Genomic DNA, 24,052 nt, shown 5'->3' with positions numbered 1-24,052 from the left:
AAATGCCCTCCTATTATTCATAATTATAAGATTTAACCCTTACCTATTTAGACATCATTGTTTGTGGTGATTGTTCATCAATACCTTCTAAGATGTCTTGTTTTAATGCCCTTTGTTCATGGTAGGTCCATACTTTCTCAATAATACTTGGCTGCCAGGCTGTCTCTCTTGTTCGGACTAGATTATCTCCGGTTAGCACCCTAATCTCTCGTCCCAAGAGCAAAGCATCATATTGTTTTTTTGCATTTTCTTCAATAAATACTGATCGAGCGAAAGCCGCCTTTACACTTTCAGCGGCAACAACCGTTCCGTGATTACGCAGCTGAACAGAAATTTCCTTACCGATTGTTTCGGCTAATTCTGCTCCCAATTCCGCGGTGTTAATTAAACTTGATTTCTCATAAACAGGTACGTTGTCCACAAAGGATCCGATTCCGAAAACTGGCTTCATTGCCACATCTGCTATTCCAAGCACGGTTTGATAATGCGGATGGTTGTGAATTACACTTAATACGTCACTGCGTCTTTTATAGATTTCTGTGTGAATATGGTATTCGCTTGGCGGTTCTGAATCTCCCTCTAACAATTTTCCATTTAAATCACACATTACGATATCACCCACTGTAACAGATGCTCTGCTTGCCTTTCGGGAATTAATGAAAAATCGGTCAGTACCTGGAATCCTACAACTGACATGCCCATTCATATCCAGCAGTTCAACCGCTTCTAACAAGCGTATTGCTTTTGCTACTTGAAGCTTTAACTCTTTTTCATCTACTTGCCCCATGATCTTTCCCCTTTTTAAAAATTTTTTTGTCAAAAGGATTAAAATTATTTCATTAAACCGCTTTCATTGAGGTCTATAAAAACCACCAAGTTAACTTTTTGAGTAAAAATTTCGAAAGTTCATAGTTTGTTATAATTCCATATAGCGGAACGCGTTCCATAATGTGGTTATTATGTTTTTCATTATACTGACAGTGAAAACCTTAGTCAATACTGAATATTATTTATTTTCTGAATTCATTTTTTCAAAAAAAGGTAGCATCAGCTCTAATTGAACATAAAGACTAGCTTTATGGCCAAATAAGCTTTAAGTTTATAGTGTGTATGCTTCTAGAGTCGATTGTGCAAACAAATCCTCCGCACTTAATCGATTATTAATCATTCCTTGCTCATACGAATACGTAACAGCTGCTTCTAAAGTTTTTCGATTTTTCTCCAACCCATATGGCCAGAAATCTTCTCCCATTAATTGACGGGTATTTTCCCATTCAGAAACAAACCAAGGCAAAGTTACTTTTAAAGCTGCTGTTTGGTTAAATCCGTCATAAACTTTCTGCTTTGCTTCCACAAAAGCCGAATAAAGATTGGCAGGAACCCATGGATGCTCTTTCAGAATTTCATCCTTAATAGCAACAACATGCATAATTGGGAAGATGCCTGTTCGTTTATAGTAATCTTTTTCGATAGATACATTGTCTGGAAACAGCCGTTGCACTTTCGGCGACCCCTTTAAAAAACAGGATGGAGCTCGTGGAGCAATAAAAGCATCTATTTCTCCATCTTCAAGCATTTGATTTAAGGTTTGTTCTTCATTTATTGGCTGGATATTAATATTGTCTGGTAACGAGAGTTTTATTTTTTCAACTCGGCCCGGGGTCTCCTGTCCACCTGTAAACCAGTTCATTTCGGACGGATGAACACCATACTCATGTTGTAATATTCCACGAATCCAAAGGCAGGCCGTCAACTGGTACTCTGGAATTCCAACCCGTTTTCCTCTTAAGTCCTCCGCTTTTTCAATTCCAGAATATTTATTAATATAAATGCCTGAATGACGGAAACTTCGAGACATAAAAACAGGTATTGCCGTGAAGTTTGGAAAACCGCGGTCTTTAGCAATTAAATAAGAGGATAACGATAATTCGGATACATCAAATTCCTGATGGCGCATCATTCTCCAAAAAGTTTCTTCAACCGGCATGTTCAGCCAGTTTAAATCAATTCCTTTTGCTTGAACAGTGCCATTGGTTAAGGCTTGAATTCGGTCATAATCCCAACACGCAAAATTTAAATGCAGCTTTGACAATTTGATCACCCTTTCCGTTTCACAATGCGAAATACATTCCACATCATGATTTGATTATACTGCTGATGTAGTGTTTAATCAATACTGAATATTAATTATTTTCAGAATTTATAGTTTAGAAAGAAAAACATCTTTAGTAAAAAACAAGCAAAAAAATCCCCAATCCTTAATTGGATTGGGGGGGATTCCATATAGTTCAAAAAAACCAATCTCATAGAATGATTCAGGTGATTTATCCGATCCGCTGCTTAGTCAATAACTCTTGCCACATCATTACCACACTTTTGACATTTCCCTTCCAACACAATTCCACCAGAAAATTCTTTAACAGTATATTTCTCAATTTTAACAACATCACAACAATAACTACACCAAACATTTCGTTCTAATTGTCTCCGGAATTCTACAGGAATCGAAAGCCATTTTTTATTGGCAGAAAAAGAGACCAATTCTTGGTTTTCTTCTCTCTTCGGTTTTTCTTCTACTTTCTCCAATAAATCGATCACTTCTTGAATTTTTGTCCTAAGTTTTTTAAATTCTATAGTTTGCCATGCATTCAAGATTGTGATTAAATCTTTATTGCCTGAATTTGCGATTTTCTCTAATAATAGTAGAATTAAGCTTCGGTTCCGGTCTTTTAAGGTTTCAACAAATTCATATCTTCTATTTTCAGCAGCATCAATAAGCTTTTCCAATAATTCATCCGCATAGGTCTCGCGTTCAATGTTCCAGCCTTTATCCGTATAGACTAGCATTGGCAGTCTGCCGTCATACTCTATAGCTAAATAATGATGAAGAATTAGCCAGTCTATTTTTGCGAGAATCTCTTTTTGAGAATTACCTTTCAACGCCCCGTATACAGGGCTGTAGTCCAATTCTAGTTCTAATAACTTTTTATCTTTTGACCCTGCTAGAATTTTGGCAAGCATAGCCCGGCCGCCACTCATGATTAAATCATCTGCCCCACGCAAAATGGTTTTAATTTCATTGTCCGGCACAGACTTAATTCCTGTTGGATTAAGCTCATACCTCACCTTATTTCCTTTTTTCACCATAATTATCCCTCATTTTAAAAAAACTCTATTAATTTCTAGTATAGTACTTTCTTGATATTTTATCGAAAATTTAATAAAAAATATGATCAGAATTGCTTTGTGTATCCATGGATATTATAATCTTTCAACAGGAACGATTATTTAAGCAATTTTGTAAAGGAGATTAAGGTATGACGGAATTTTGGGAATCAAGTTTTATCCAAAATCAAATGATGTGGGGATTCGAACCCTCAGACTCCGCAATTTTAACAAAGGACTTTTTCCTTGAAAAGAATGTAAAGGATATATTGATTCCTGGTATTGGGTATGGAAGAAATGCAAAGGTTTTTTTGGACAACGATATAAATGTAACAGGTATTGAGATTTCAAAAACAGCGATTGAATTGGCATGGCAAAATGGGCTTACTATTCCTATATTTCATGGTTCAGTAACCGATATGCCCTTTGATAATAAGCTTTATGATGGTATATTTTGTTATGCACTTATTCACTTATTAAATGATCGTGAGAGAGAGAAGTTAATTAAAGATTGCTATAGTCAGTTAAAGCCCAACGGTTATATGATTTTTACTACTATTTCAAAAGAAGCCCCAATGTTTGGAAAGGGTAAACAACTAGGGAAAGACTATTTCGAGATCATGGAAGGGGTAAAAATGTATTTTTATGATGATGACTCCATTAAACAAGATTTCGGGAAATATGGACTGATAGAATTTTCGGAAATTGTTGAACCACATAAGAATGCGGAAAATAAACCTCCATTTAAGTTTTTAATGGTAAAATGCCAAAAGGCACTATAAATTAGGATTTGTCTGCATACAAAAAGCACTTACTTTGTAATGTAATTTATATTTTTAAATGTAAAAAATGATAGGAGCCATTATGGCCCCTATCATTCTTTTAATTGTATATCTATTCTCTTAAATATGGATATGACTATACTACTTTATTCTGTTTTACTATCATGGTATCTTTTTCATCCACATTTTTAAACTTAAAGATGGAAATCAAAAATAGCACCGTTAAAACAACGAGACAAGTAATAATACTCACTCGATTCTGTACATCTAACAAAAATAAAACTGTTATGATGCTTAACGTAACGACTGTAATCGCAGTTACATATGGGAATCCCCACAATTTAAAGCTTGGTTCTTTAGGGTAGGAATTGCGAAGTTTTAAATGTGCTAGACAAATACCAATCCAGACCAACGATACAACAAAACCCGGAACCGCCATTAATAAAGTAAATACCTTTTCCTGCGCAACAAAGGCAATCATGGAGCCGCCGACTAATATAATTGCTGTTAATATTAAACTGTATAATGGAACACCCTTTTTTGATACAAAAGAGAAAGACTTTGGAGCTTCCCCTTCAACCGCTAGGGAATGAAGCATCCGTGTACAACCGTATATACCGGAGTTGGCTGCAGATAAGACAGCTGTAATTAAAATAAAGTTCATAAGGTGAGCTGCTCCCTTCAGGCCGGCCATGGATAACACCTGAACAAAGGGACTCGCTTGACTGATGCCAATTTCATTCCAAGGAATTAAACCACAAATGACCAGAATCGGCAGCGTGTAAAACAAAATAATTCTCCAAACAAAACTTTTAATCACCTTAGGTAAAATCCGTTCTGCATCTTTTACTTCTGTTACTGTTAATCCTATTAATTCAGAACCTCCATAAGAAAACATTACAATTAACAGAGCAGTAAAGATTGACATCCACCCATTCGGGAAAAAACCGCCTTGCTCTGTAAAATTGTGAAGATAGTTGGATTGATTGCTCGGGATGACTCCAAATAGAATACCTGCTCCTAATATGATAAATACGATAATCATGGTGATTTTAATGCCTGCAAACCAAAATTCAAATTCCCCATAATTTTTAACATTCATCATGTTAATTCCAATAACTAAAGCGGCACAGCCTAAACTTAATTCCCAAAGAGGAATGGATGGAAACCAGTATTGCAAGAAGCTGCCTGCCACGACAATCTCGATCACACATACAGCCAGCCACATGAAACAATACATCCAGCCTATAACAAAGGAAGCACGCTTACCAAATGCTTTCTGAACAAAGCCTTTCATATTTGTGTTTGGATAGACGATAGCCATTTCTGCTATAGCTCCCATAACAACAAGAAGCAATAGTCCTGCAAACATATATGTAAAGATTACACCTGGTCCTGCTATTGATACGGTTTCTGCACTACCTTTAAAAATCCCTGTCCCTATTGCTCCTCCCATGGCCATCATACTTATATGCCGCGGCAACAACTTCTTTTGCAATGATGCATCTTTCATTAATTAGTCCTCCTAAACTCTATTATCAGAACGACAAGATCAACATGAACTATCAACGGGTTTCCTGGATGGTAACGAACTTGTCCAACCGGATTAAACCTTTAATGCAAACGCTTACACGTTTTACCGTTGTTCTTTTTTGAAAATTTCTTTCTAGCACACAAGCCTCTGGTGAGGTCCGATTTATTTTCGGAAGATCTGTTTCTACAACTTAGCTGCTTTTTGAGATAGGAAGACTTCAACCAATCTATTGGATAATACTTTACCAAAATAATGTGGAGTAGTCTTCCTAATTTGGTGTTCTATTGTCCCTGAGCTTTGTGGGACTTACTAGTTATATTCTTGGAGTTTAGTGGATTTATTGGTTACTATGCAAGTTCTATTGGCCACAACTTAGGGTTTTCAATTAATTGTTTAAAGCGGTTCGTAAAGGCTACTGCTGTTGCACCGTCTGCAACGCGGTGGTCAAACGCCATCGACATGGTCATGATTGAGCGAATCGCAATCTCATCGTTTTCCATAACAACAGGCATTTTTTTCGTCTTATGGAAGGCAATTAACCCTGTTTCCGGATGATTTATAATCGGAGTAGCGCCGATACTTCCTAATGGACCGACATTACTGATGGTAAATGTTCCTCCTTTTAATTCAGCCGACGTCAGCTTATCCTCTTGCGCTTTTTTCGTTAACTCTTTCAACTTGTCATGAATTTGACGAACAGATAATCGGTCAGCATGATGAATGATAGGTACAATTAAACCGTTTTCCGTATCCGTGGCAATTCCAATGTTATATTCCTTCTCTAAACGGATTACTTCGTTTTCTTCATCAAGCTTGGCATTGAATACAGGGAATTGTTTTAATGCCACTGCGATCGCTTTGATAAAGAAAGCAACAGCCGAAACATTAATATTCATTTCTTTTAAATCATTTCGATAGGCGAGCAGCTCAGTAAGATCTGCTTCTTCAAAATGTGTCACATGAGGAATCGTATAAAGTGACTGGGTCATTTTCTTTGCAATTTGCTTCCGACGGCCTCTAAACGGAATTACTTCTGCATTAGTTTCATTTATGTTCGGAACTTCCTGCTTTTGAATCTCTTGTTTAGGTTCTGCTTTTGCTTTAGTCGCTTCAGCGGAAGGCGCTTTCATTTCCTTAGAAGATTGGATTTCATCACGTTTTTTAACAAAGTTATATATATCTTCCACAGTGATGCGCCCAAATGTACCAGTACCTGTAATTTGGTTAATATCTACACGAAACTCTCGTGCAATTTTTCTTGTGTAAGGCGCCGCGATGATGAATTTTTTTTCTCCTTTTTGCTCAGTCACTGCTATTTGCTGCGGTTGTGATTGTATCGCCTCTTCCTTATAAGAAGCTGCTTCTGCATGTTTCTCTTCCATCTCAACCGCTTTTGCTCCTTCTGTTTCCAGTACAAGAAGAGTAGTACCAACGGAGACCGTATTACCATAGTCCACAACAATTTCCTTTACTTTCCCTGAAGCTGGGGAAGGAAGCTCAGCTACCATTTTATCTGTTTGTACCTCTACAAGTGGCTGGTCCACCTTGACCGAATCCCCCACTTTGACAAAATAGTGGATAATTTCTCCCTCTGTCATCCCTTCACCAATATCATGAAGTTTTACTTCAACCAATGTTTTCCCCTCCTAAAAATGCATAACTTTTTCGATTGCGTTAAATACCCGCTTTGGTGTAGGTAAATAATGTTCTTCGAGCGCAAATAATGGTACTGGTACATCAAAACCTGTCACGCGCTCAATCGGAGATTTCATATGCAAAAATGATGTATCATTTATAATGGAAACAATATCATTACCCACTCCGCCTGTAGCATGGGCTTCATGAACAATCACCGCACGGCCGGTTTTTTGAACAGATTCTGCAATAATATCCTTATCAAGTGGATAAAGGGTCCTTAAATCAATGACATCACAGGTAATGCCATATTTTTCGGCCTGTTCCGCTGCTTTCATGGCTACTGGTACCATCGCACCCCATGCAAAAACAGAAACGTCATTTCCTTCTTTGAGCCTTTTCCCTTTTCCAATTTCAACTATATACTTTCCTTCTGGAACCTCTTCACGGTTAGAACGGTAGATTCTCATGGACTCTAAAAATAAAACGGGATCCGGATCTTCGATAGCTGCAATGATCAGACCCTTTGCATCGTATGCAGATGAAGGGCAAACCACTTTTATTCCGGGCATATGTGTAAACAACGCTTCCACACTGTCTGAATGAACCTCCGGGGCACGGATGCCGGCACCGTATGGAGCTCGGATGACCATTGGAACGGTATAGCTTCCCATCGTACGCATACGAATTCGTGATACATGTGTCATGATCTGCTCATACGCCGGATAAATAAAGCCAAAAAACTGCATCTCCGCTACGGGTTTGAATCCATTGACAGCCATTCCGATAGAGGTTCCGATAATCCCTGCTTCGCTCAGCGGCGTATCAATAACGCGTTCTTCCCCAAATTCTTTTTGCAACCCCTCGGTAGCACGGAATACACCACCGTTTTTACCGATATCTTCACCAAGCAAAATGACTTGCTCATCCTCTTTTAACATCGTGCGCAACCCATCTGTTACGGCTTGAACGAGTGTAAGTTCGTTAGTTTTTACAGTTTGGATATCTGCCGGTCTGTCTACATTTAAAATCATCAAGCTTCCCTCCCGATCAATTGAAAATATTCTTCTTTTTGTTTTGCAATTGTCCAAGTCGGCTTTTCAAATACATTATCGAATAAGTCATTGATATTTGGTTTTGGATAGCTTTCCATATCTTTTACCGCCAGTTCTACTTCGGTTGCGATTTCTTCTTTGATCTTCATTACCCAATCTACATCCCAGAAGCTATTTGCTTTCATATAGCGTTCTACACGAAGAAGAGGATCTCGATTTTCTCGAATTATGTCACTCTCGGACTGATCACGATATTTCGTTGGGTCATCTGCCGTTGTATGAGCACCATATCTCCATGTCATAGCTTCAATTAAAGTTGGGCCTTCACCTTGACGGGCACGGTCAAGTCCTTCCATCGTTTGGAAATACACAGCAAAAATATCGTTTCCATCGACACGGACACCCGGCATATCATAAGCGAGTGCTTTTTGGGCAATCGTTTTTGAATTCATTTGTTTTTTAATCGGCACTGAAATCGCAAAGCCGTTATTTTGATTAAAGAAGATAACTGGAGCTTTAAACACACTGGCAAAATTCAATCCTTCATGGAAATCACCTTCTGAAGTGGCACCGTCTCCAAAATAGGCAATCGCTGCATTTTTCGTTCCTTTTCTTTTTTCCGCCATAGCAGCCCCTGCTGCATGCGGGATTTGTGTTGCAATAGGAACGGCAGGTGGGAAAATCTTTTTCCCTTCTTCAGGCACGCATCCCTCCACACGTCCATTCCAATATAAATATGTACGGGCCATGCCGGCTCCAAACGTTAACGTGGCACCATGGTCACGATAAGTAGGGAATACCCAGTCATCTTTTTCAAGCGCAAGTGCACTTCCAACTTGAGAAGCTTCCTGACCCTCAAACGGAGCATACGTTCCAAGTCTACCTTGACGTTGCAAACTTATGGCTTTTCGATCAAAGGTACGAATGCGAACCATATTATAGTAGAATTTTTTAACAAGATCTTCAGTTATTTTATCTTTGTAATCCTCATTTATTACTTGGCCGTATTCATCAACAATTTGAAATATTGGAAATTCCGTTAACATGTCATCACCTCATAAACAGAAATTATTATTTACGAATATCCCATTTAGGACGTTTGGTATGAGTAAAAAAGCTATTATGCTTTTTTCTGTCTTCTATTCGTTTTTCACATAGTCGGTTTGCAGCTTGGATGGTCGTGATATCATCCAACTCTGCCTGTCTGTACACTTCCAATAACGATGTGTAAATGGATCTTGTTTTCGATAATACACGCTCTTTATTGTAGCCATATTGTTCATCTGCTACTTGAATTAGACCTCCAGCATTTACAATGTAATCTGGAGCATATAAAATTCCTTTTTGTTTCAGTACTTCTCCGTGTTTCTCAGTAAGAAGCTGATTGTTTGCCGAACCAGCTACTGCTTTTACTTTTAACAGTTCGATCGTTTCATCGTTAATAATTCCACCAAAAGCACAAGGAACAAATACATCTGCTTCTGCAGAATACACATCATTTCCACTTACTACACGAGCAATGCTTCCTAATTGTTTTGCACGGTCTTGAATGGCTTTTATGGCTTCTTCATTAATATCACTTACGTATAAATCAGCGCCGGATTCAAGCAATTGTTCGGCAACTTTGAACCCTACTTTTCCAAGACCTTGGATAGTGTAGGTCTTTCCAGAAAGATCATCTGAACCAAAAACGACTTTATTCGTTGCTTTGATACCGTAAATGACTCCAAGCGCAGTCGGAATGGATGAATCACCGCCGCCTCCGTATGCTTCAGGAATTCCTACGATGCAATTTGTCTCTTTTGAGGCATGGATAAAGTCATCCATTGAAGTACCCATATCTGTTCCTGTGTAAAAACGTCCGTTTAAAGAATCAACAAACTGGCCGAAAGCTCTAAACATAGCCGGTGTTTTATCCGTTGCAGGATCACCGAAGATTACCGCTTTACCTCCACCGAAATCGACATCGGCAGCAGCGCATTTATATGTCATCCCTTTAGATAAACGCAGTACATCTTCCAAGGCCTCATCCATTGTACGATACGGGCGCATACGGCAGCCCCCCAATGCAGGTCCGAGTGTTGTATTATGGATGGCGATAATCGCTTTCAATCCTGTTGTCGGGTCATTGCAAAAAACAATTTGCTCGTGCTCATGCATTTTTTCAATAACTGATTCAGTTTTTTGTACAGAATGTTCTAACACGTTCATTTAAATTACCTCCATTAGCACTGTGATTATAGTAGAAAATCATTTTAAAAAAAGAGAAAAAACAACGTCTTTTCCTTTGTTAATGATGAAGAACTTTCATTTTCGACGACCTGCTTGACTCTTTCTTCTCGAATGACCATCTCTGGCTGCCTGCTTTTCGCTTTGGTAGCGATTACATTTAATTAAATAGTTGCTTGGCAGTAGATCGTTTATCTTTTTATTTGTTTAAAAATTAGAAAGATTACGCTTCCATTTAATAATAAGCTATAATATAATTGAAAAACATACCAAAATGTACAAGTTTTGGTGATAATCATTATATTTTGCATAAGTTTTTCAATATTTAACTTCATTTTTAAAAGGGGAATACTTCTATGGACCAATTAGATATTCGTCTGCTTGAACTTCTTCAAATGGACGGACGGATTACTTTAAGTGAATTATCGAAGAAATTATCCCTTAGTCGTCCAAGCATTACTGAGCGTTTAAAAAGGCTACAAGATAGGGAAATTATTGAAGGATTCAGTGCCCGGGTATCTCTCGAAGCCATTGGACGTGATGTAATCGTTTATATTCAGGTAAGTGAACTCAAGTTATTATCTTATACAGAATTTGAGAAGCGGATTATCGATGACCCTGACATCATTGAATGTCATCGATTAACTGGCTCAGTTAGCTATTTACTTAAGGCTGCCGTTACAGGGATGGATCATCTAAGCAGGCTTATTGACCGGCTGGCTCCTTACGGAAATGTAAATACATCAATCGTTTTATCATCACCCGTCTCATTTCGCTGCATCACTCCACATGATGTTAATGAAGAAAAAAAGTAAACCAGGTGCAATGGATAGAAAAAAGGAAAAACTACTCCACTAAATGTCCAGTTTCATTTCATCTTGGAATCGTTCTTTAACCAACAACCAAAAATGAAGGTGCTACCGATTAAGGTAACACCTTCCTTTACTTTATTTTAAACTTAAAGTCTAGTACCTATATATCAATGGTCTTTCGCAGCACTAATCCCATACCCCGTGTTTGATTTATATATAACCTCTGCAAAGCTTTCTGCATTCGATTTTTCCCTAGACAGAACTGTTCCAAAATATGCTCCAAGGAAACCTAGCGGCACCGTGTAAATAGTTGGATTTAGCATCGGGAAAATAGGATCCCCGGTAAAAATGGCAGCTCCCGGCGTTGGACTCCATACATTCGGGCTCAATAACACAAGGACAACGGAGCTGATTAATCCAATTAGCATTCCTGTAATAGCCCCTGTTGAATTGAAGCGCTTCCAGTAAATTGTACATAAAATTACAGGAAGATTTGCACTAGCAGCAATACCAAGGGCCAATACAGACAAGAAAGCGACATTTAATTTTTGGGCAGACAATGCAAGTAAAATAGAAACAATAGCCACTCCGATAGAAGCCATACGTGCTACAAATACTTGCTGCTTCTCTGTTACTTTTCCGCCTTTAATGATTTCTCCATAAATATCATGAGCAAACGCAGATGCGGATGTGAGCACAAGTCCGGAAACGACCGCAAGAATGGTAGCAAAAGCAACGGCAGAAACAAAAGCAAATAAAAAATCTCCGCCCATCGTTTGCGCCAACAAAGGTGCTGCCATGTTTCCAGCAGGATTCGCAGCAACAATATTTTCAAAGCCTACAAATGCAGCTGCACCAAAGCCTAAAAAGATGGTCATAATAAAAAACGCGCCAATGAACCATGTGGAATAAACGACTGATTTACGTGCCGTCGCTGCATCTTTTACGGTAAAGAAACGGACAAGAAGATGCGGTAAACCTGCTGCCCCTAAGACTAGTGCCATATTAAAGGAAATCATATCCAACCCATCTTTGTATTTGTTTCCTGGATTCAAGAACGCTTCTCCCAATGGCGTTGAGGACTTTACATGCTGAAACATATTCATAACACTGAAGTCAAATTTAGCAAACACAATAAACGTGATAACAAATGATCCGATGAGCAATAAAATAGCTTTTGTAATTTGCACCCAGCTGGTAGCGGTCATTCCGCCGAAAATAACGTAAATCGTCATCAGGATACCGACAAGCAATACGGATGTCGCATAATCGATTCCAAGCAATAACTTAATAAGTCCGCCTGCCCCAACAAGCTGAGCAATCATATAAAAGATCGAGATAACCAGTGTGTTAACTGCAGCTACCCCTCGAACTTTTTTGGAATTGAAGCGTGCCGTAATCATGTCGGCCATTGTGTACTTTCCTAGATTTCGAAGTGGCTCAGCAACCAGATAGAGCAAAAATAAAAAGGCAACTAGATTTCCAATACTCATGTAAAATCCATCAAACCCCACTAAAGCGATAGCTCCTGTAATCCCCAAGAACGAAGCGGCAGACATAAAATCCCCGGCTACCGCTAGACCGTTTTGCCATGCCGTCAATCCACCTCCGGCTGTGTAAAAATCGCTGGCATTTTTTGTTCTTTTAGATGAAAGATAGGTGATGACCAATGTTAAAGCGATGATTCCCAGGAATAAGGATAATGCCAATAGACTCATTAATACAATTCCTCCTTGTGTTTCGCTATGATAGCCGCCGCTGAATTATCAAATTTTTCAGATTTTTTAATGTAGACAAAACCACATACCCATACGAGTACAAATTGCAGTAATGCATAAACCCATGCCCATGTGATATGACCAATTGCCTGATAATTTAATATTTTCGTATAAGCGGCTAAAATAGGTAAGGCAAAATAGAATAAACAGAAAAAGACGGCCATTGGCAAAATAAATGATTTCTTTTTCTTTACCAGCGTTTGAAAATCACTCGTTTGGATCAATGATGTGTAAGAAGCCTTTTGTCCTACCTGCGTGTGTAGTTTCTGTTCTTGTAATTGCACTCCCATACATGTTCCCCCTTTTATAACAAATGTAATTAATCAACCACAATCATTCGTTATGTATTTAAATTCCCCAAATCAAAATCTTCTACCAAAACCCTTAAATTAAATAGTAAATAGCAATTTTTCTATCTATCACACTCCTGAAGATTAAAAAACGCAACGTTTATTTAACAACAAACAAATTATAAACGACGGTTTAATATCTGTTATACTTTACTTGATTAAAATACCATAGGATTGAACATTTGTAAATAAAATTCAGACATTTCTGAACAGAATTAGTTTTTCTCTAGTTCTATATTAAATAACCTTCCATCTGCGAAGTCTTGCTGCCCGTTACCTCCATATCAGACAGGAGGAATTGAGCTATTGTGGCCAGATTTGCACGCCAATAAGCCCAAAGGAACTTCCTTTGGGCGCTTTAAAGGTATTTTTGTTTATTTTAACGTAATAAAGTCCATAGCTACTCTATTAATTTGCCTGCTGGCTTCTTCCATCATGCTGTCCAACAGCTCTTTCACGCTAGGGATGCCAGAAATCAATCCTGCTACCTGTCCGCTATTAATAAAACCATTTTCTAAGTCTCCTGCTATCGCTCCCGTTACATGCTGTTTTTCGGACGTCATCTCATTATATTGTTCTAAAGTCATCCCTTGCTCTTCTATATTACGCAATTTGTGTGCATAGGGGGTTTTTAACATTCTTCTTACACGCCCCACAGAACGCCCTACAATGACCGTGTCGGTGTCACTTGCGTGAACCAAGTTTTGTTTATAGGTGTGATGAAAAGGAGCCTCTTTGGTAGCAATCAGCCGAGTACCGATTTGGACACCGCTGGCACCTAGCATCAACGCCGCCGCTAGGCCTTTTCCATCTCCTATTCCTCCAGCAGCAAGTACGGGAATACCTACAGATTGAGCAATTTGCGGAATAAGTGTGAAGGTTGTCAGTTCAAGATTGGAGTTAATTCCAGCTGCTTCAAATCCTTCCGCTACTAAGATATCCGCTCCCGCCGCTTCTGCTTTTTGCGCATGCTTTACGGAAGCGACAACAGCAATGACTTTTACTCCATGATCATGAAGAACCGGAATAACAGGAGCAGGATTCCCAGCAGATAATGATACAACGGGAATCTGATGTTTTATTACCAACTCTACTAGTTCCTTTATATAAGGTGTAACAGTAATCGCAATATTTAAAGCGAATGGCTTATTTGTTCTCTTCTTCGTTTCTAGAATAATGTGTTCTACTTCGTCCGGCGACATGGTACCGCTTCCAATTGTTCCTAGGCCTCCCGCTTCTGAAACAGCCGCCGTGAGAGGCGCATTGCTGATGTTTCCCATGCCCCCTTGAATGATAGGGTATTTAATATGCAATTGTTCCGTTATATATTTCACTTTTACCACTCCCCTTATAAATAATGTTATAATAGAATCAACTTAAACACAATCATATTCATACATAAAGGGCCATAATATGCATTTTTTTCAAAAAAGAATGCACCAAAAAAATTCCTAGAGGCACGCTTCCCTCTAGGAGTTTTTTATTTGATCGCTTATTAAATGATGGTCAGAAGCATCGTATGATTGATCTTTACGCCTTAAATCATTATCTTCCTGGAAAACCTCTTCAAAGAAGCGGTTAGCCGGCTCAGCTAATAATTTATAATATTGACTAAACAACAACGCCGCATGGTTACCGCTCCAGCGCGCAGGTAAAAGTTCCTTCGGCAAACCGGGATCAGTGAATAAAAACTTCCGATACTCGTGAACAAGATTCGTTCTCTCAACAAAACATTCCGCATCGGTCATCTCGCCTCTTTGCATGATACTTTGATGCACAATGTATTTCCTGCTGTAATCCGAGATAAATTGTTCATACTTTTCTTCAATCTCAGATAAAGGCCAGCTTCTCTCTACTAGCGATTGGCTTTCCTTCGGCCCCTTATATTCTGATAAAAAGAAATCAACGTATGGCCTAATATCATATTTGTCGATTAAGAGCTCAACTTCCTTATCTAAGGCGTTGGGAGATATCCAGCAGCCATTGGCAAAACTTCCAAAGCCACTCCAAAGTAATTCTTTTCTGAGTTCATCCCGAATTTGTCTTTTTTCTTCCGGAATGGTATACATAAGGATTCGCCACTTTCCATCCCATTCATGAGGATTCAGCTTGAAAATTCTTCCCGCGGCTTCTTCCATACGGTTAGCACCTCGAGAAGTTAGAAAATAATAACTTTTATTCCCCTTTTTCTCTGACTGAATCCACCCTAGTTTCAACATACGCGAAACAGCAACCCGAACAGCCTGTTCATTATGTCCAAATTCTTTTAATAAGCGTATTAAACTTCCAATCCAAATCTTATTTCCATAATGACGTAAGTAATCGCCATAAATCGTAAAAATCATGGACTGCGTATTAGCAGTACTCATTTATCTCCCTCTTTCTGTTTGCACCGCCTGGATCTGTTTGATTTTAAAGAAGTGGAGACTAGAGATCTATTATTGTCCAATGCTGATTAACGCAACTTTTATTTTCCAGTGAAATTAGCCGTTCTCCGCTCACTAAACGCTTGTAAAGCCTCTAATCGATCTTCGGTTGGAATTGTTATTTCATAGGCTTTCGACTCAATTGCCAATCCAGTTTGCAAATCTGCATTCATCCCTTGATTAATTGCATATTTCGCCTGCTTTAAAGCAATGGGACCATTTTTCAGCATTTCTGCTGCAAACTCTTCACAGGACTTCATTAGTTCATCCCGCTTAACAACTCTCGTCAGTATTCCCCAACCATAAGCATCTGAAGCAGAGATTTTTCGCGCGGTAAAAATCAGCTCTTTCGCTTTTGCCTCGCCAATTAACCGCGGTAACCGCTGCGTACCGCCAGCGCCAGGAATGATCGCCCAGCTCGTCTCTGTGAGTCCCAGTTTCGCTTCCTCTACTGCAATGGAAAAATCACAGGCTAACATTAATTCAAACCCGCCGCCAAACGCATACCCATTTACCGCCGCAATCGTTGGCTGTGGAAGAGATGCGATGCTGTTGAATACATCCCGAATTGCTTTTACGTTTCTTCTTACTTGTACATCGGTTAAAGTTTTACGCTCTTTTAAATCAGCACCTGCACTAAAAGCCTTCTCACCTGCTCCAGTGAAAATAACTACTCTCACTTCAGGATCTAGCTCAATAGTATCTACCACTTCTTGTAATTGCTTTAATGTCTCATAATCAAAACAATTTAATACGTCAGGACGATTTATTGTTACATACCCTATACTATCTTCTATTTTATACAAAACATTAGACATTTTCTACACCTCTTTTTATTTGTAGGCTGTGTTAAACTTATCTGTTGATTTCCGTTCCAGNNCCCGCAGGAGTCTTCGTGCCTGGAACGAAGGTCAACAGAGCGCAAAAAACAACATTAATCTTTAACACAGCCTATTTGTAAAAAAACCCTTACTTGGCATGTCGTCAAATAAGGGCCCTCCCGTTATTCTGTTACATTCTCTACGATTGCCGCTATTCCTTGCCCAACACCAACACACATCGTCGCAAGGCCGTATTTTTCATCACGTTTCTTCATTTCGTATATAAGGGTTGTTAAGATACGGGCTCCGCTTGCCCCAAGCGGATGGCCAAACGCAATCGCCCCTCCGTTTACATTCACTTTAGTTGTATCCAGTTCCAATTGACGGATGCATTCCAAAGATTGAGAAGCAAATGCCTCATTCAATTCAATTAATCCGAGATCCTCTACCGTTAGATTAGAACGCTGCAGCGCTTTTCTTGTAGCAAAAATCGGTCCTAATCCCATGATAGCCGGCTCTAATCCTGCTGTCGCTCCTACTACATACTTCACTAAAGGCTTTAATCCTAATTCCTTCGCCTTATCGGCACTCATGATCAATAACGCTGATGCTCCGTCATTGACACCTGAAGCATTACCCGCAGTAACCGTGCCTCCTTCAAACAGAGGCTTTAATTTTCCCAGTTTATCTAATGTTGTATCTGGACGAGGATGCTCATCCGTATCGACAACAATTTCATTTCCTTTTCGATCTTTAAATACGACAGGGACAATCTCTTCTGCAAAACGATTTTCTTCCATCGCTTTTTTCGCTCGCTGCTGACTCTCAATAGCGAACTGATCCTGATCACTCCGCGAAACATTAAAGCGCTGAGCTACATTTTCAGCTGTTTTCGGCATTGTGTCTACGCCGTACATTTCTTCTAACTTTTTGTTTGTGAAGCGCCAGCCAATCGTCGTGTCCTGAAGCTCCATACCACCGCGAGGGAATTCTTTATCAGGCTTTGCCATAACGAAAGGCGCACGTGTCATACTTTCCGTTCCGCCGGCAATGTAAATGTCCCCTTCTCCAATCGCAATCGCTCTCGCTGCATACATGACAGCATCTAATCCAGAACCGCACAAACGGTTCACTGTTGTACCCGCAACGCTAACAGGAAGACCTGCCAGTAAAGCCGACATTCTGGCTACGTTACGATTATCTTCCCCTGCCTGGTTTGCGTTTCCAAAGATTACTTCTTCAATTTCATCAGCTGGAAGAGCTGGATTACGTTCTACAAGCGCCTTGATGACAACCGCACCTAAGTCATCTGGACGTACACTTTTTAATGCTCCGTTATATCTGCCAATTGGTGTTCGAACAGCATCTACGATTACAACTTCTCTCATTTTTTAACCGCCTCTTTTTCTTTGGTAGTATAATCATATACTCCCTTGCCTGATTTTCGACCTAAACGTCCTGCCTTCACATATTGCTCTAATAACGGAGCCGGACGATATTTTTCACCAAGCTTCTCATGCAAATACTTTAAATTATTTAATCGGGCATCTAATCCTACCAAGTCTACAAGTTCAAAAGGACCCATTGGGTAGTTCAATCCCAGTTTAATGGCTTTATCAATCTCCTCAGGTGTACCCAGCCCTTCTTGAAGCATGTAAAAAGCTTCATTACCGACCAAGGCGCTAATACGGCTTGTGACAAATCCAGGGAACTCATTAATGACAACTGTTTCTTTTCCCATCTTTTCCGCCACTTCTTTAATCACTTGTGCTGTTTCATCACTTGTTTCCAAGCCGCGAATAATTTCTACAAGCGGCATTTTATGAACCGGATTAAAGAAGTGCATCGCTATTGTTTTTTCCGTACGGTTTCCGTATGAAGCAATTTCCGTAGGACTCATTGTTGAAGTGTTTGTCGCAAAGAAACAATGAGCTGGTGCATATTTTTCAATCGTTTCAAATACCGCTTTTTTGATTTCAGCTTTCTCAGGAACCGCCTCAATCACTAAATCCGCTTCACTGGCCGCTTCTTGTAAATTAGTAGCATAGTAAAGATTTCTCTTGGACAATTCTACCGTTTCAGCAGATATTTTCCCGCGGGATAATCCTTTTTCAAAAATGCTGTTCAATTCCTTTTTGGCATTTTCTAATGCCGCTTCATTCACATCCACTAATGTAACCGAGTATCCGCCGACTGCTCCTACATAGGCAATTCCTCTTCCCATTACACCCGAACCTACTACTACAATGTTATTAATCATCGTTGTCCTCCTTATTCAACACACTATTATGCAAATGAGTACGAATAAAACTCATTAGGAGCTTTATCCGTACTCATCATAGAATTACACACCAAATGGATTTAACGGACGGCTGCCATAGTACGAAATAATGCTTTTTGTTTCCGTATATAGATCAAGCGTCTCAATGCATAGCTCACGGCCAAAACCGGATTGTTTATAACCGCCAAATGGTGTTCCAGGCATGGCTGAGAACGGACAGTTCACCATTACGATACCAGCTTGAATTTGATTTGCTACACGAGTAGCACGTGCTCCGTCTTTCGACCAAACAGCTGAACCTAGCCCAAATTCAGTATCATTAGCTAATTTGATGGCTTCTTTTTCATCTTTAAATTTCATGATCACGACAACTGGTCCAAAAATTTCTTCCTTAACTACTTTCATGTCATGATTAACATTTGCAATAACAGTTGGCTCGTACCAGAATCCATTTTCAAAGCCTTCGACTTTTGCCCCTTTACCGCCGGCCAAAATCTCTGCCCCTTCTTCAATGGCAGATTTCACATAACCATCTACTACATCCCATTGGCCTTGATCAATAATCGCACCAACATGTGTTTCTTTGTCAAATGGATTTCCTAATTTCAATTTCTTTGTCTTTTCAACAAATTTACTTACAAATTCTTCATAAATGTCTTCGTGTACGTATAAACGTGAGCGGGCTTCACATGACTGACCTGTATTGTAGAAAATACCGTATAAAGAACCGTCTACCGCTGCATCGATATCAGCATCGTCAAATACGATATTAGGAGATTTACCGCCTAACTCTAATGTAACACGCTTTAACGTTTGTGACGCTCTTGCCATGATATCTTTACCGATTGGTGTAGAACCAGTGAAGGCTACTTTATCCACTTGTGGATGCTCCACTAAGTAGTTTCCAACTTCTGCACCTGAACCTGGAACGATATTCACGACTCCTTCAGGTACTCCCGCCTCAAAACAAATTTCTCCAAGAATAATAGCTGTAAGCGGTGTTAAACTAGCAGGCTTTACAACAACTGAACATCCGACAGCGATGGCAGGAGCAATCTTCCATGCAGCCATCATTAATGGGTAATTCCAAGGAATGATCTGCGCGCAAACACCCACAGGTTCTTTTTCAGTATAGTTGTGGAATTGTCCTGGCAGAGGGTTCACCGTACCGCCATGTCCTACGATGGCACCTGCATAAAATTCGAAGTCTTCAATTGCCTGCATCACTTGACCTTGTGCGGCATGCAAAGATTTGCCAGTATCTAAAATCTCTAACTCTACTAATTCATTAAATCTTGAACGCATGATCGAAGCGATTTTATTTAACACACGAGAACGTTTATTAACCGGTGATTTTTTCCATTTGCCAAAATCAAAGGCATTGCGAGCGGCTTGAATGGCTTTTTCTGTATCTTCTTTTGACGCTTTTGCTACTTCCGCAATGACTTCGCCAGTAGCAGGATTATATGTTTTAAACGTAGCGCCGTTGCTGCTTTCTACCTTTTCGCCATTGATGATTAAATGGTAGAATTCACGTTTCATAGTAGGTTTTTCTGTTTTGATTTCTTGAACTGTTGTCATATTATCCCACTCCTTTTATTTTCCTGTAAAAACAGGTTTGCGTTTTTCTAAAAATGCGTTAACACCTTCACGAGAATCTTGTGTTAATCCTGCAATACGTTGACCTTCCGCTTCTTTCTCTAAAAAAGAGTCAAAAGAAAGGTTGTTAGCCAAGGTTAAATAACGTTTGATTAAGCCGATTGCTTTCGTCGGCATTTGTGCAAGTTTCACAGCAAACTCCTCGACTTCTTGTTCCCATGTATCCATCGGAATCACTTTTGTCACTAGCCCGAGGTCAAAAGCCTTCTCAGCACTAACCTTTTCTCCCAAGATAGATAGCTCTGCCGCTTTTGCGCTTCCGATTAATTTAGAAAGGAAGTAAATATTACCTGAATCTGGAATTAATCCGACATGGATGAAGGCATTAAGAAAGCTTGCCTTTTCTGAAGCTATTCTAAAATCGCAAGCAAGTGCTAAACTAAATCCAGCCCCTGCTGCTACACCATTTACAGCGGCAATAATAGGCTTCTCACATTTCACAATTTGCTTCACCATCGGGCCGTAATGATCTCTGAGAACTTGGCCATGGTCCATTTCTTCATTAACTTCCGCTAAGTCTTGTCCGGAGCAAAACGCACGCCCTTCACCAGTTATGACAATACATCGCACGGTTTCATCTAAGGATGCTTCTCTTACCGCCTCTTTTATTTCGCGATTCATTTGAGCGATAAAAGCATTCAGCTTATCCGGTCTATTCAATCGCAGCCAAGCTACGCCATCTTGCACATTGTAGCGAATCGTTTCAAACATATCTCTTCCGCCTCCTTATCTTCCATTGAAGTGCGGTTTTCTTCTTTCTATGAAAGCCTGCATTCCTTCTTTTTGATCTTGTGAAGAGAACAATAAGTAAAAATTCTTTCGTTCATACTGCATCCCTTCGTATAAGGAATGGTCCACCGCTTTATTTACCGAATCTTTAATAAGTCGCAATGATAAAGGAGGTTGTTTTGCTAGCTTATTGGCAAACTTCATTGCTTCTTCCATCAATAGTTCTTCAGCCACAATCCGATTAACGATTCCGTGCTCCTGCGCTTGTTCTACCGAAATTCTATCCCCCGTCAAAAGCCATTCCAGTGCTTTTGTTCTTCCAACCAGCTTCGTTAAACGCTGGGTGCCTCCGGCTCCTGGCATTACACCAATATTGACTTCTGGAAATGAAAATTCAGTACCGCTTGCTGCAATTAACAGGTCGCAGCAAAGCGCTAGCTCAAAACCCCCACCCAACACAAATCCTTTCACCGCGCCAATTATCGGTTTTTTGATAAGACCTAAACGATCCCAATCTGCAAACTGATTTAACAGCTCTAAACGAATTGAATCATCATTTGCCATTTCATCAATATCAGCACCGGCTGAAAAAGCACGTCCTTTTCCGGTAATTAATATCGTGACCACTTCATCCTGCTGATCAAATGATTCCATCGCTTCGACAATTTCTCTTACCATTCTGCGGTTTAATGCATTGTATTGCTTAGGGCGGTTTAGTTCAATTAACCCTACCCCGTCTATAATGGAAGTTTCGATAAATTGGAAACTAATCATTTCACTTCTTCACCTATCATTAATGTTACAAGTTCTCCAGCAAAGCCCATTAAATCTTTCCCAGAAGCCTTGCCCTCTACAGAACGCATGCCTTGCTTAAGGGCTTCATAATCGTCGTAGTACATTTCACACATTAAGTAATACTCTCCTTCTCCCCCCATAGGAGAGCCGGTGATTTTGGTTACTTCCATTTTACGAAGGCCGGGAATCTTCTCTGTAATAGGACCGTGAACATTAAAGTAATGCTCGTCAAATGCTTCTTTGTTTTCAGGATGTTTATATAATGCAATCATTTTCACCATGGTTGTATCCTCGCTTTACATTAAATTTGAAATCGGCTTCATTGCCTCAAATGGGTTTTTGCAGCTTTTGCAATACAAAATGCTTCTACATGCTGTTGGGCCAAAGATATTTTCCAATGTTACATAAGTAGATCCACAGTACGGACAGTCTACGTGCCAGGAGCCGTCTTCCTCCATCCGTTTTGGAGGAGGGGCTATTCCGAACGCCTTTAGCCCCTGTTGTCCTTTTTCCGTGATACGGTCTGATGTCCATGGCGGGGATTGAACAAACTCCACCGAAACTTCTTCAACAGCCGGAAGCCCTTTCACCGCAGAAACAATATTGTTTTTAATAAACTCTAAAGCCGGACAGCCTAAAAAGGTCGGCAATATTTTAATCGATATAGCACTGTTTTGGATAGAAACTTCTTCCACCATTCCTAAATCAATTATACTTACTGTATCAATCTCAGGATCTTTTACATTTTCCAATATGCTTAACACGTCTTCCTGTGTTATCTGCAAGGGTGCTATCATTATTTACACCTCTTTTCTGAGTGATTACCAAGGCGCAACAGGATCGAGTTTGTATACTTCACCGAGTGTTGATAACGCGTCATCTAATTCTTTTGTGTGTTCTCCGTTGCGTCCATTTTGGCTTTGAGGATTTACTTTTCTAGGAATTTCTAAATCTAGCGATTCAAATATATTAGCAAGGGCAACAGTCCATTTTTCTTTTAAAACGCTTTCTTCTTCAATCAAGCCAAACTGTTTCATTTGTTCAGCATGACTTCCTAATGAAAATACATCATCAAAGTCACTCATTACTTTGTCCATTGCTTGGATCATTCGCTCTTTCGCATCTTCTGTTGTACTTAAAAGCTGAACAAACCAAGTTTTCCAATGAAGCAAGTGATAGTAAAGTTCCATATTTACTTTCACCGCTACTTCTGCCAGCGGACCGTATGTGCTTTGTTTTAGCGAGTCTATTTTCACTTTCTTCGCTAGTGTGTAGAAACAGTTTCTTACTACCGCGTAAGCCCAATCATATTGTGCATCTTCCATATAATTACCCGGGCCGTTTAAGCGTTCTACTAAAATACTATTCTTTCTTTCATGCGCAGGACGAGCATGCGCTAGATCGTCTGCTTTCCCTAATCCTAATTCTTCCAACAAAGTATAGAACATTGCCGCATGCCCCATGCTGTCCTGGCTGATGGAGGAAGATGCCACATCCTCTTCAATATGCGGAGCTAATCCAAGCCATTCAGAACCACGGTAAGCAAAAAAGAAATCATCATCTGCCAGCTGAAATAATAATTCAACCAAAGCCTCTTTATATTCTGGGCTTAATGTTTTTGCTGCTTCACTCATTTGTCTTTTCCCCCTGCCCACGACAAAATCTCTTTTTCATCAAACATCTTCTGTTCGTAATGACGCCATTTTTTCTTTAAATATCCGTATCCTTTAGTTGTACGGTAGTCTTTATTATCTAAACGTTTTAATATTTGCTTTTCTTCTGGAGCTAACGCTCGAATGTCTGATCTGTTAACCACCCAAATGTCAGCAACCGGTTCACGGCGCATAAAATTTTCTTGAGCCATAATCAAAGCCATTTCTGCGTTTGGTGCAAGCAAGCTGAACTGATGCTGGAACGCAGAGCTAGGTGTACGTTTACTAAACACTTCATATTCTTGATAAAATGTTTTCTTGTTATTTTCCATTTTTCCATCTACCCCCT

At 39.6% G+C, this 24,052-nt stretch carries 24 protein-coding genes; 2 read left to right on the top strand and 22 right to left on the bottom strand.

The annotated features are described in order from the left end of the window. Positions 1 to 43 precede the first annotated feature (43 nt). The 3 genes from COJ96_RS04765 to COJ96_RS04750 form a co-directional block, all read right to left on the bottom strand. A complete protein-coding gene (locus tag COJ96_RS04765; RefSeq protein WP_098571831.1) occupies positions 44 to 787 on the bottom strand; it encodes a class II aldolase/adducin family protein in 744 nt (247 codons plus the stop codon). Positions 788 to 1,099: 312 nt separating this feature from the next. Then, on the bottom strand, positions 1,100 to 2,101 hold the full coding sequence (locus COJ96_RS04760; protein WP_257148433.1) for a PhnD/SsuA/transferrin family substrate-binding protein: 1,002 nt from the start codon (positions 2,099 to 2,101) through the stop codon (positions 1,100 to 1,102). Between the two features lie 239 nt (positions 2,102 to 2,340). After that, entirely contained in the window at positions 2,341 to 3,147 is an 807-nt protein-coding gene (locus COJ96_RS04750; RefSeq protein WP_218936497.1) for an RQC domain-containing protein, read from the bottom strand. Positions 3,148 to 3,317: 170 nt separating this feature from the next. Here COJ96_RS04750 and COJ96_RS04745 point away from each other — a divergent pair, with 170 nt between their 5' ends. Next, positions 3,318 to 3,947 (top strand): class I SAM-dependent methyltransferase, encoded by a 630-nt coding sequence (locus tag COJ96_RS04745; protein WP_098571829.1) that lies wholly within the window; start codon positions 3,318 to 3,320, stop codon positions 3,945 to 3,947. A gap of 136 nt (positions 3,948 to 4,083) precedes the next feature. Here the strand turns inward: COJ96_RS04745 and COJ96_RS04740 are convergent, their stop codons facing one another. The 5 genes from COJ96_RS04740 to COJ96_RS04720 form a co-directional block, all read right to left on the bottom strand. Next, positions 4,084 to 5,460: an amino acid permease gene (locus COJ96_RS04740; RefSeq protein ID WP_098571828.1), complete on the bottom strand. Its 1,377-nt coding sequence runs from the start codon at positions 5,458 to 5,460 to the stop codon at positions 4,084 to 4,086. Between the two features lie 368 nt (positions 5,461 to 5,828). Then, the gene (locus COJ96_RS04735) at positions 5,829 to 7,115 is read right to left on the bottom strand and encodes a dihydrolipoamide acetyltransferase family protein (protein WP_098571827.1); all 1,287 of its coding nucleotides are present in this window, start codon (positions 7,113 to 7,115) and stop codon (positions 5,829 to 5,831) included. A 12-nt stretch (positions 7,116 to 7,127) separates the two neighbouring features. Then, complete coding sequence (locus COJ96_RS04730; protein ID WP_098571826.1) at positions 7,128 to 8,150, bottom strand: alpha-ketoacid dehydrogenase subunit beta; 1,023 nt, start codon at positions 8,148 to 8,150, stop codon at positions 7,128 to 7,130. Then, positions 8,150 to 9,217 (bottom strand): pyruvate dehydrogenase (acetyl-transferring) E1 component subunit alpha, encoded by a 1,068-nt coding sequence (pdhA, locus tag COJ96_RS04725; RefSeq protein ID WP_098571825.1) that lies wholly within the window; start codon positions 9,215 to 9,217, stop codon positions 8,150 to 8,152. Before pdhA ends, COJ96_RS04730 begins: the two co-directional genes overlap by 1 nt. Positions 9,218 to 9,242: 25 nt before the next feature. Next, entirely contained in the window at positions 9,243 to 10,382 is a 1,140-nt protein-coding gene (locus tag COJ96_RS04720; RefSeq protein WP_098571824.1) for a Leu/Phe/Val dehydrogenase, read from the bottom strand. 374 nt (positions 10,383 to 10,756) lie between these two features. Here COJ96_RS04720 and COJ96_RS04715 point away from each other — a divergent pair, with 374 nt between their 5' ends. Further along, the gene (locus COJ96_RS04715; protein WP_098571823.1) at positions 10,757 to 11,215 is read left to right on the top strand and encodes an Lrp/AsnC family transcriptional regulator; all 459 of its coding nucleotides are present in this window, start codon (positions 10,757 to 10,759) and stop codon (positions 11,213 to 11,215) included. Between the two features lie 164 nt (positions 11,216 to 11,379). Here the strand turns inward: COJ96_RS04715 and COJ96_RS04710 are convergent, their stop codons facing one another. The 14 genes from COJ96_RS04710 to paaB form a co-directional block, all read right to left on the bottom strand. After that, the gene (locus COJ96_RS04710; protein ID WP_098571822.1) at positions 11,380 to 12,930 is read right to left on the bottom strand and encodes a solute symporter family protein; all 1,551 of its coding nucleotides are present in this window, start codon (positions 12,928 to 12,930) and stop codon (positions 11,380 to 11,382) included. Next, positions 12,930 to 13,280 carry a DUF485 domain-containing protein gene (locus COJ96_RS04705; RefSeq protein WP_098571821.1) on the bottom strand — a complete coding sequence of 117 codons (351 nt, stop codon included), beginning with the start codon at positions 13,278 to 13,280 and terminating at the stop codon, positions 12,930 to 12,932. Before COJ96_RS04705 ends, COJ96_RS04710 begins: the two co-directional genes overlap by 1 nt. Positions 13,281 to 13,714: 434 nt before the next feature. Beyond that, positions 13,715 to 14,674, bottom strand: coding sequence for an NAD(P)H-dependent flavin oxidoreductase (locus COJ96_RS04700; protein ID WP_098571820.1), 960 nt, complete (start codon positions 14,672 to 14,674; stop codon positions 13,715 to 13,717). A 135-nt stretch (positions 14,675 to 14,809) separates the two neighbouring features. Continuing rightward, the gene (paaX, locus tag COJ96_RS04695; RefSeq protein ID WP_098571819.1) at positions 14,810 to 15,709 is read right to left on the bottom strand and encodes a phenylacetic acid degradation operon negative regulatory protein PaaX; all 900 of its coding nucleotides are present in this window, start codon (positions 15,707 to 15,709) and stop codon (positions 14,810 to 14,812) included. 98 nt (positions 15,710 to 15,807) lie between these two features. Next, a complete protein-coding gene (locus COJ96_RS04690; RefSeq protein ID WP_098571818.1) occupies positions 15,808 to 16,584 on the bottom strand; it encodes an enoyl-CoA hydratase-related protein in 777 nt (258 codons plus the stop codon). Between the two features lie 185 nt (positions 16,585 to 16,769). Continuing rightward, complete coding sequence (locus COJ96_RS04685; protein ID WP_098571817.1) at positions 16,770 to 17,975, bottom strand: 3-oxoadipyl-CoA thiolase; 1,206 nt, start codon at positions 17,973 to 17,975, stop codon at positions 16,770 to 16,772. After that, positions 17,972 to 18,847, bottom strand: coding sequence for a 3-hydroxyacyl-CoA dehydrogenase (locus COJ96_RS04680; RefSeq protein ID WP_098571816.1), 876 nt, complete (start codon positions 18,845 to 18,847; stop codon positions 17,972 to 17,974). Before COJ96_RS04680 ends, COJ96_RS04685 begins: the two co-directional genes overlap by 4 nt. Before the next feature lie 84 nt (positions 18,848 to 18,931). Then, positions 18,932 to 20,449, bottom strand: a complete 1,518-nt coding sequence (locus COJ96_RS04675; RefSeq protein ID WP_098571815.1) for an aldehyde dehydrogenase family protein — start codon at positions 20,447 to 20,449, stop codon at positions 18,932 to 18,934. Positions 20,450 to 20,464: 15 nt separating this feature from the next. Then, positions 20,465 to 21,238: an enoyl-CoA hydratase-related protein gene (locus COJ96_RS04670; RefSeq protein ID WP_098571814.1), complete on the bottom strand. Its 774-nt coding sequence runs from the start codon at positions 21,236 to 21,238 to the stop codon at positions 20,465 to 20,467. Positions 21,239 to 21,253: 15 nt separating this feature from the next. Next, the gene (locus COJ96_RS04665) at positions 21,254 to 22,030 is read right to left on the bottom strand and encodes an enoyl-CoA hydratase/isomerase family protein (RefSeq protein WP_098571813.1); all 777 of its coding nucleotides are present in this window, start codon (positions 22,028 to 22,030) and stop codon (positions 21,254 to 21,256) included. After that, positions 22,027 to 22,332 carry an EthD family reductase gene (locus COJ96_RS04660; RefSeq protein WP_098571812.1) on the bottom strand — a complete coding sequence of 102 codons (306 nt, stop codon included), beginning with the start codon at positions 22,330 to 22,332 and terminating at the stop codon, positions 22,027 to 22,029. The genes COJ96_RS04665 and COJ96_RS04660 overlap by 4 nt, the downstream gene beginning before the upstream one ends. A gap of 15 nt (positions 22,333 to 22,347) precedes the next feature. After that, a complete protein-coding gene (paaD, locus tag COJ96_RS04655) occupies positions 22,348 to 22,848 on the bottom strand; it encodes a 1,2-phenylacetyl-CoA epoxidase subunit PaaD (RefSeq protein WP_098571811.1) in 501 nt (166 codons plus the stop codon). Between the two features lie 24 nt (positions 22,849 to 22,872). Further along, the gene (gene paaC, locus COJ96_RS04650; protein WP_098571810.1) at positions 22,873 to 23,685 is read right to left on the bottom strand and encodes a 1,2-phenylacetyl-CoA epoxidase subunit PaaC; all 813 of its coding nucleotides are present in this window, start codon (positions 23,683 to 23,685) and stop codon (positions 22,873 to 22,875) included. After that, positions 23,682 to 24,035 (bottom strand): 1,2-phenylacetyl-CoA epoxidase subunit PaaB, encoded by a 354-nt coding sequence (paaB, locus tag COJ96_RS04645; protein ID WP_098571809.1) that lies wholly within the window; start codon positions 24,033 to 24,035, stop codon positions 23,682 to 23,684. Before paaB ends, paaC begins: the two co-directional genes overlap by 4 nt. Positions 24,036 to 24,052: the final 17 nt, after the last annotated feature.

Source organism: Bacillus sp. AFS073361 (genome assembly GCF_002567005.1).
Taxonomy (GTDB): Bacteria; Bacillota; Bacilli; order Bacillales; family Cytobacillaceae; genus Neobacillus.
The sequence above is the reverse complement of the archived record's forward strand: the minus strand, read 5'-3'. Positions and strand labels throughout refer to the sequence as shown.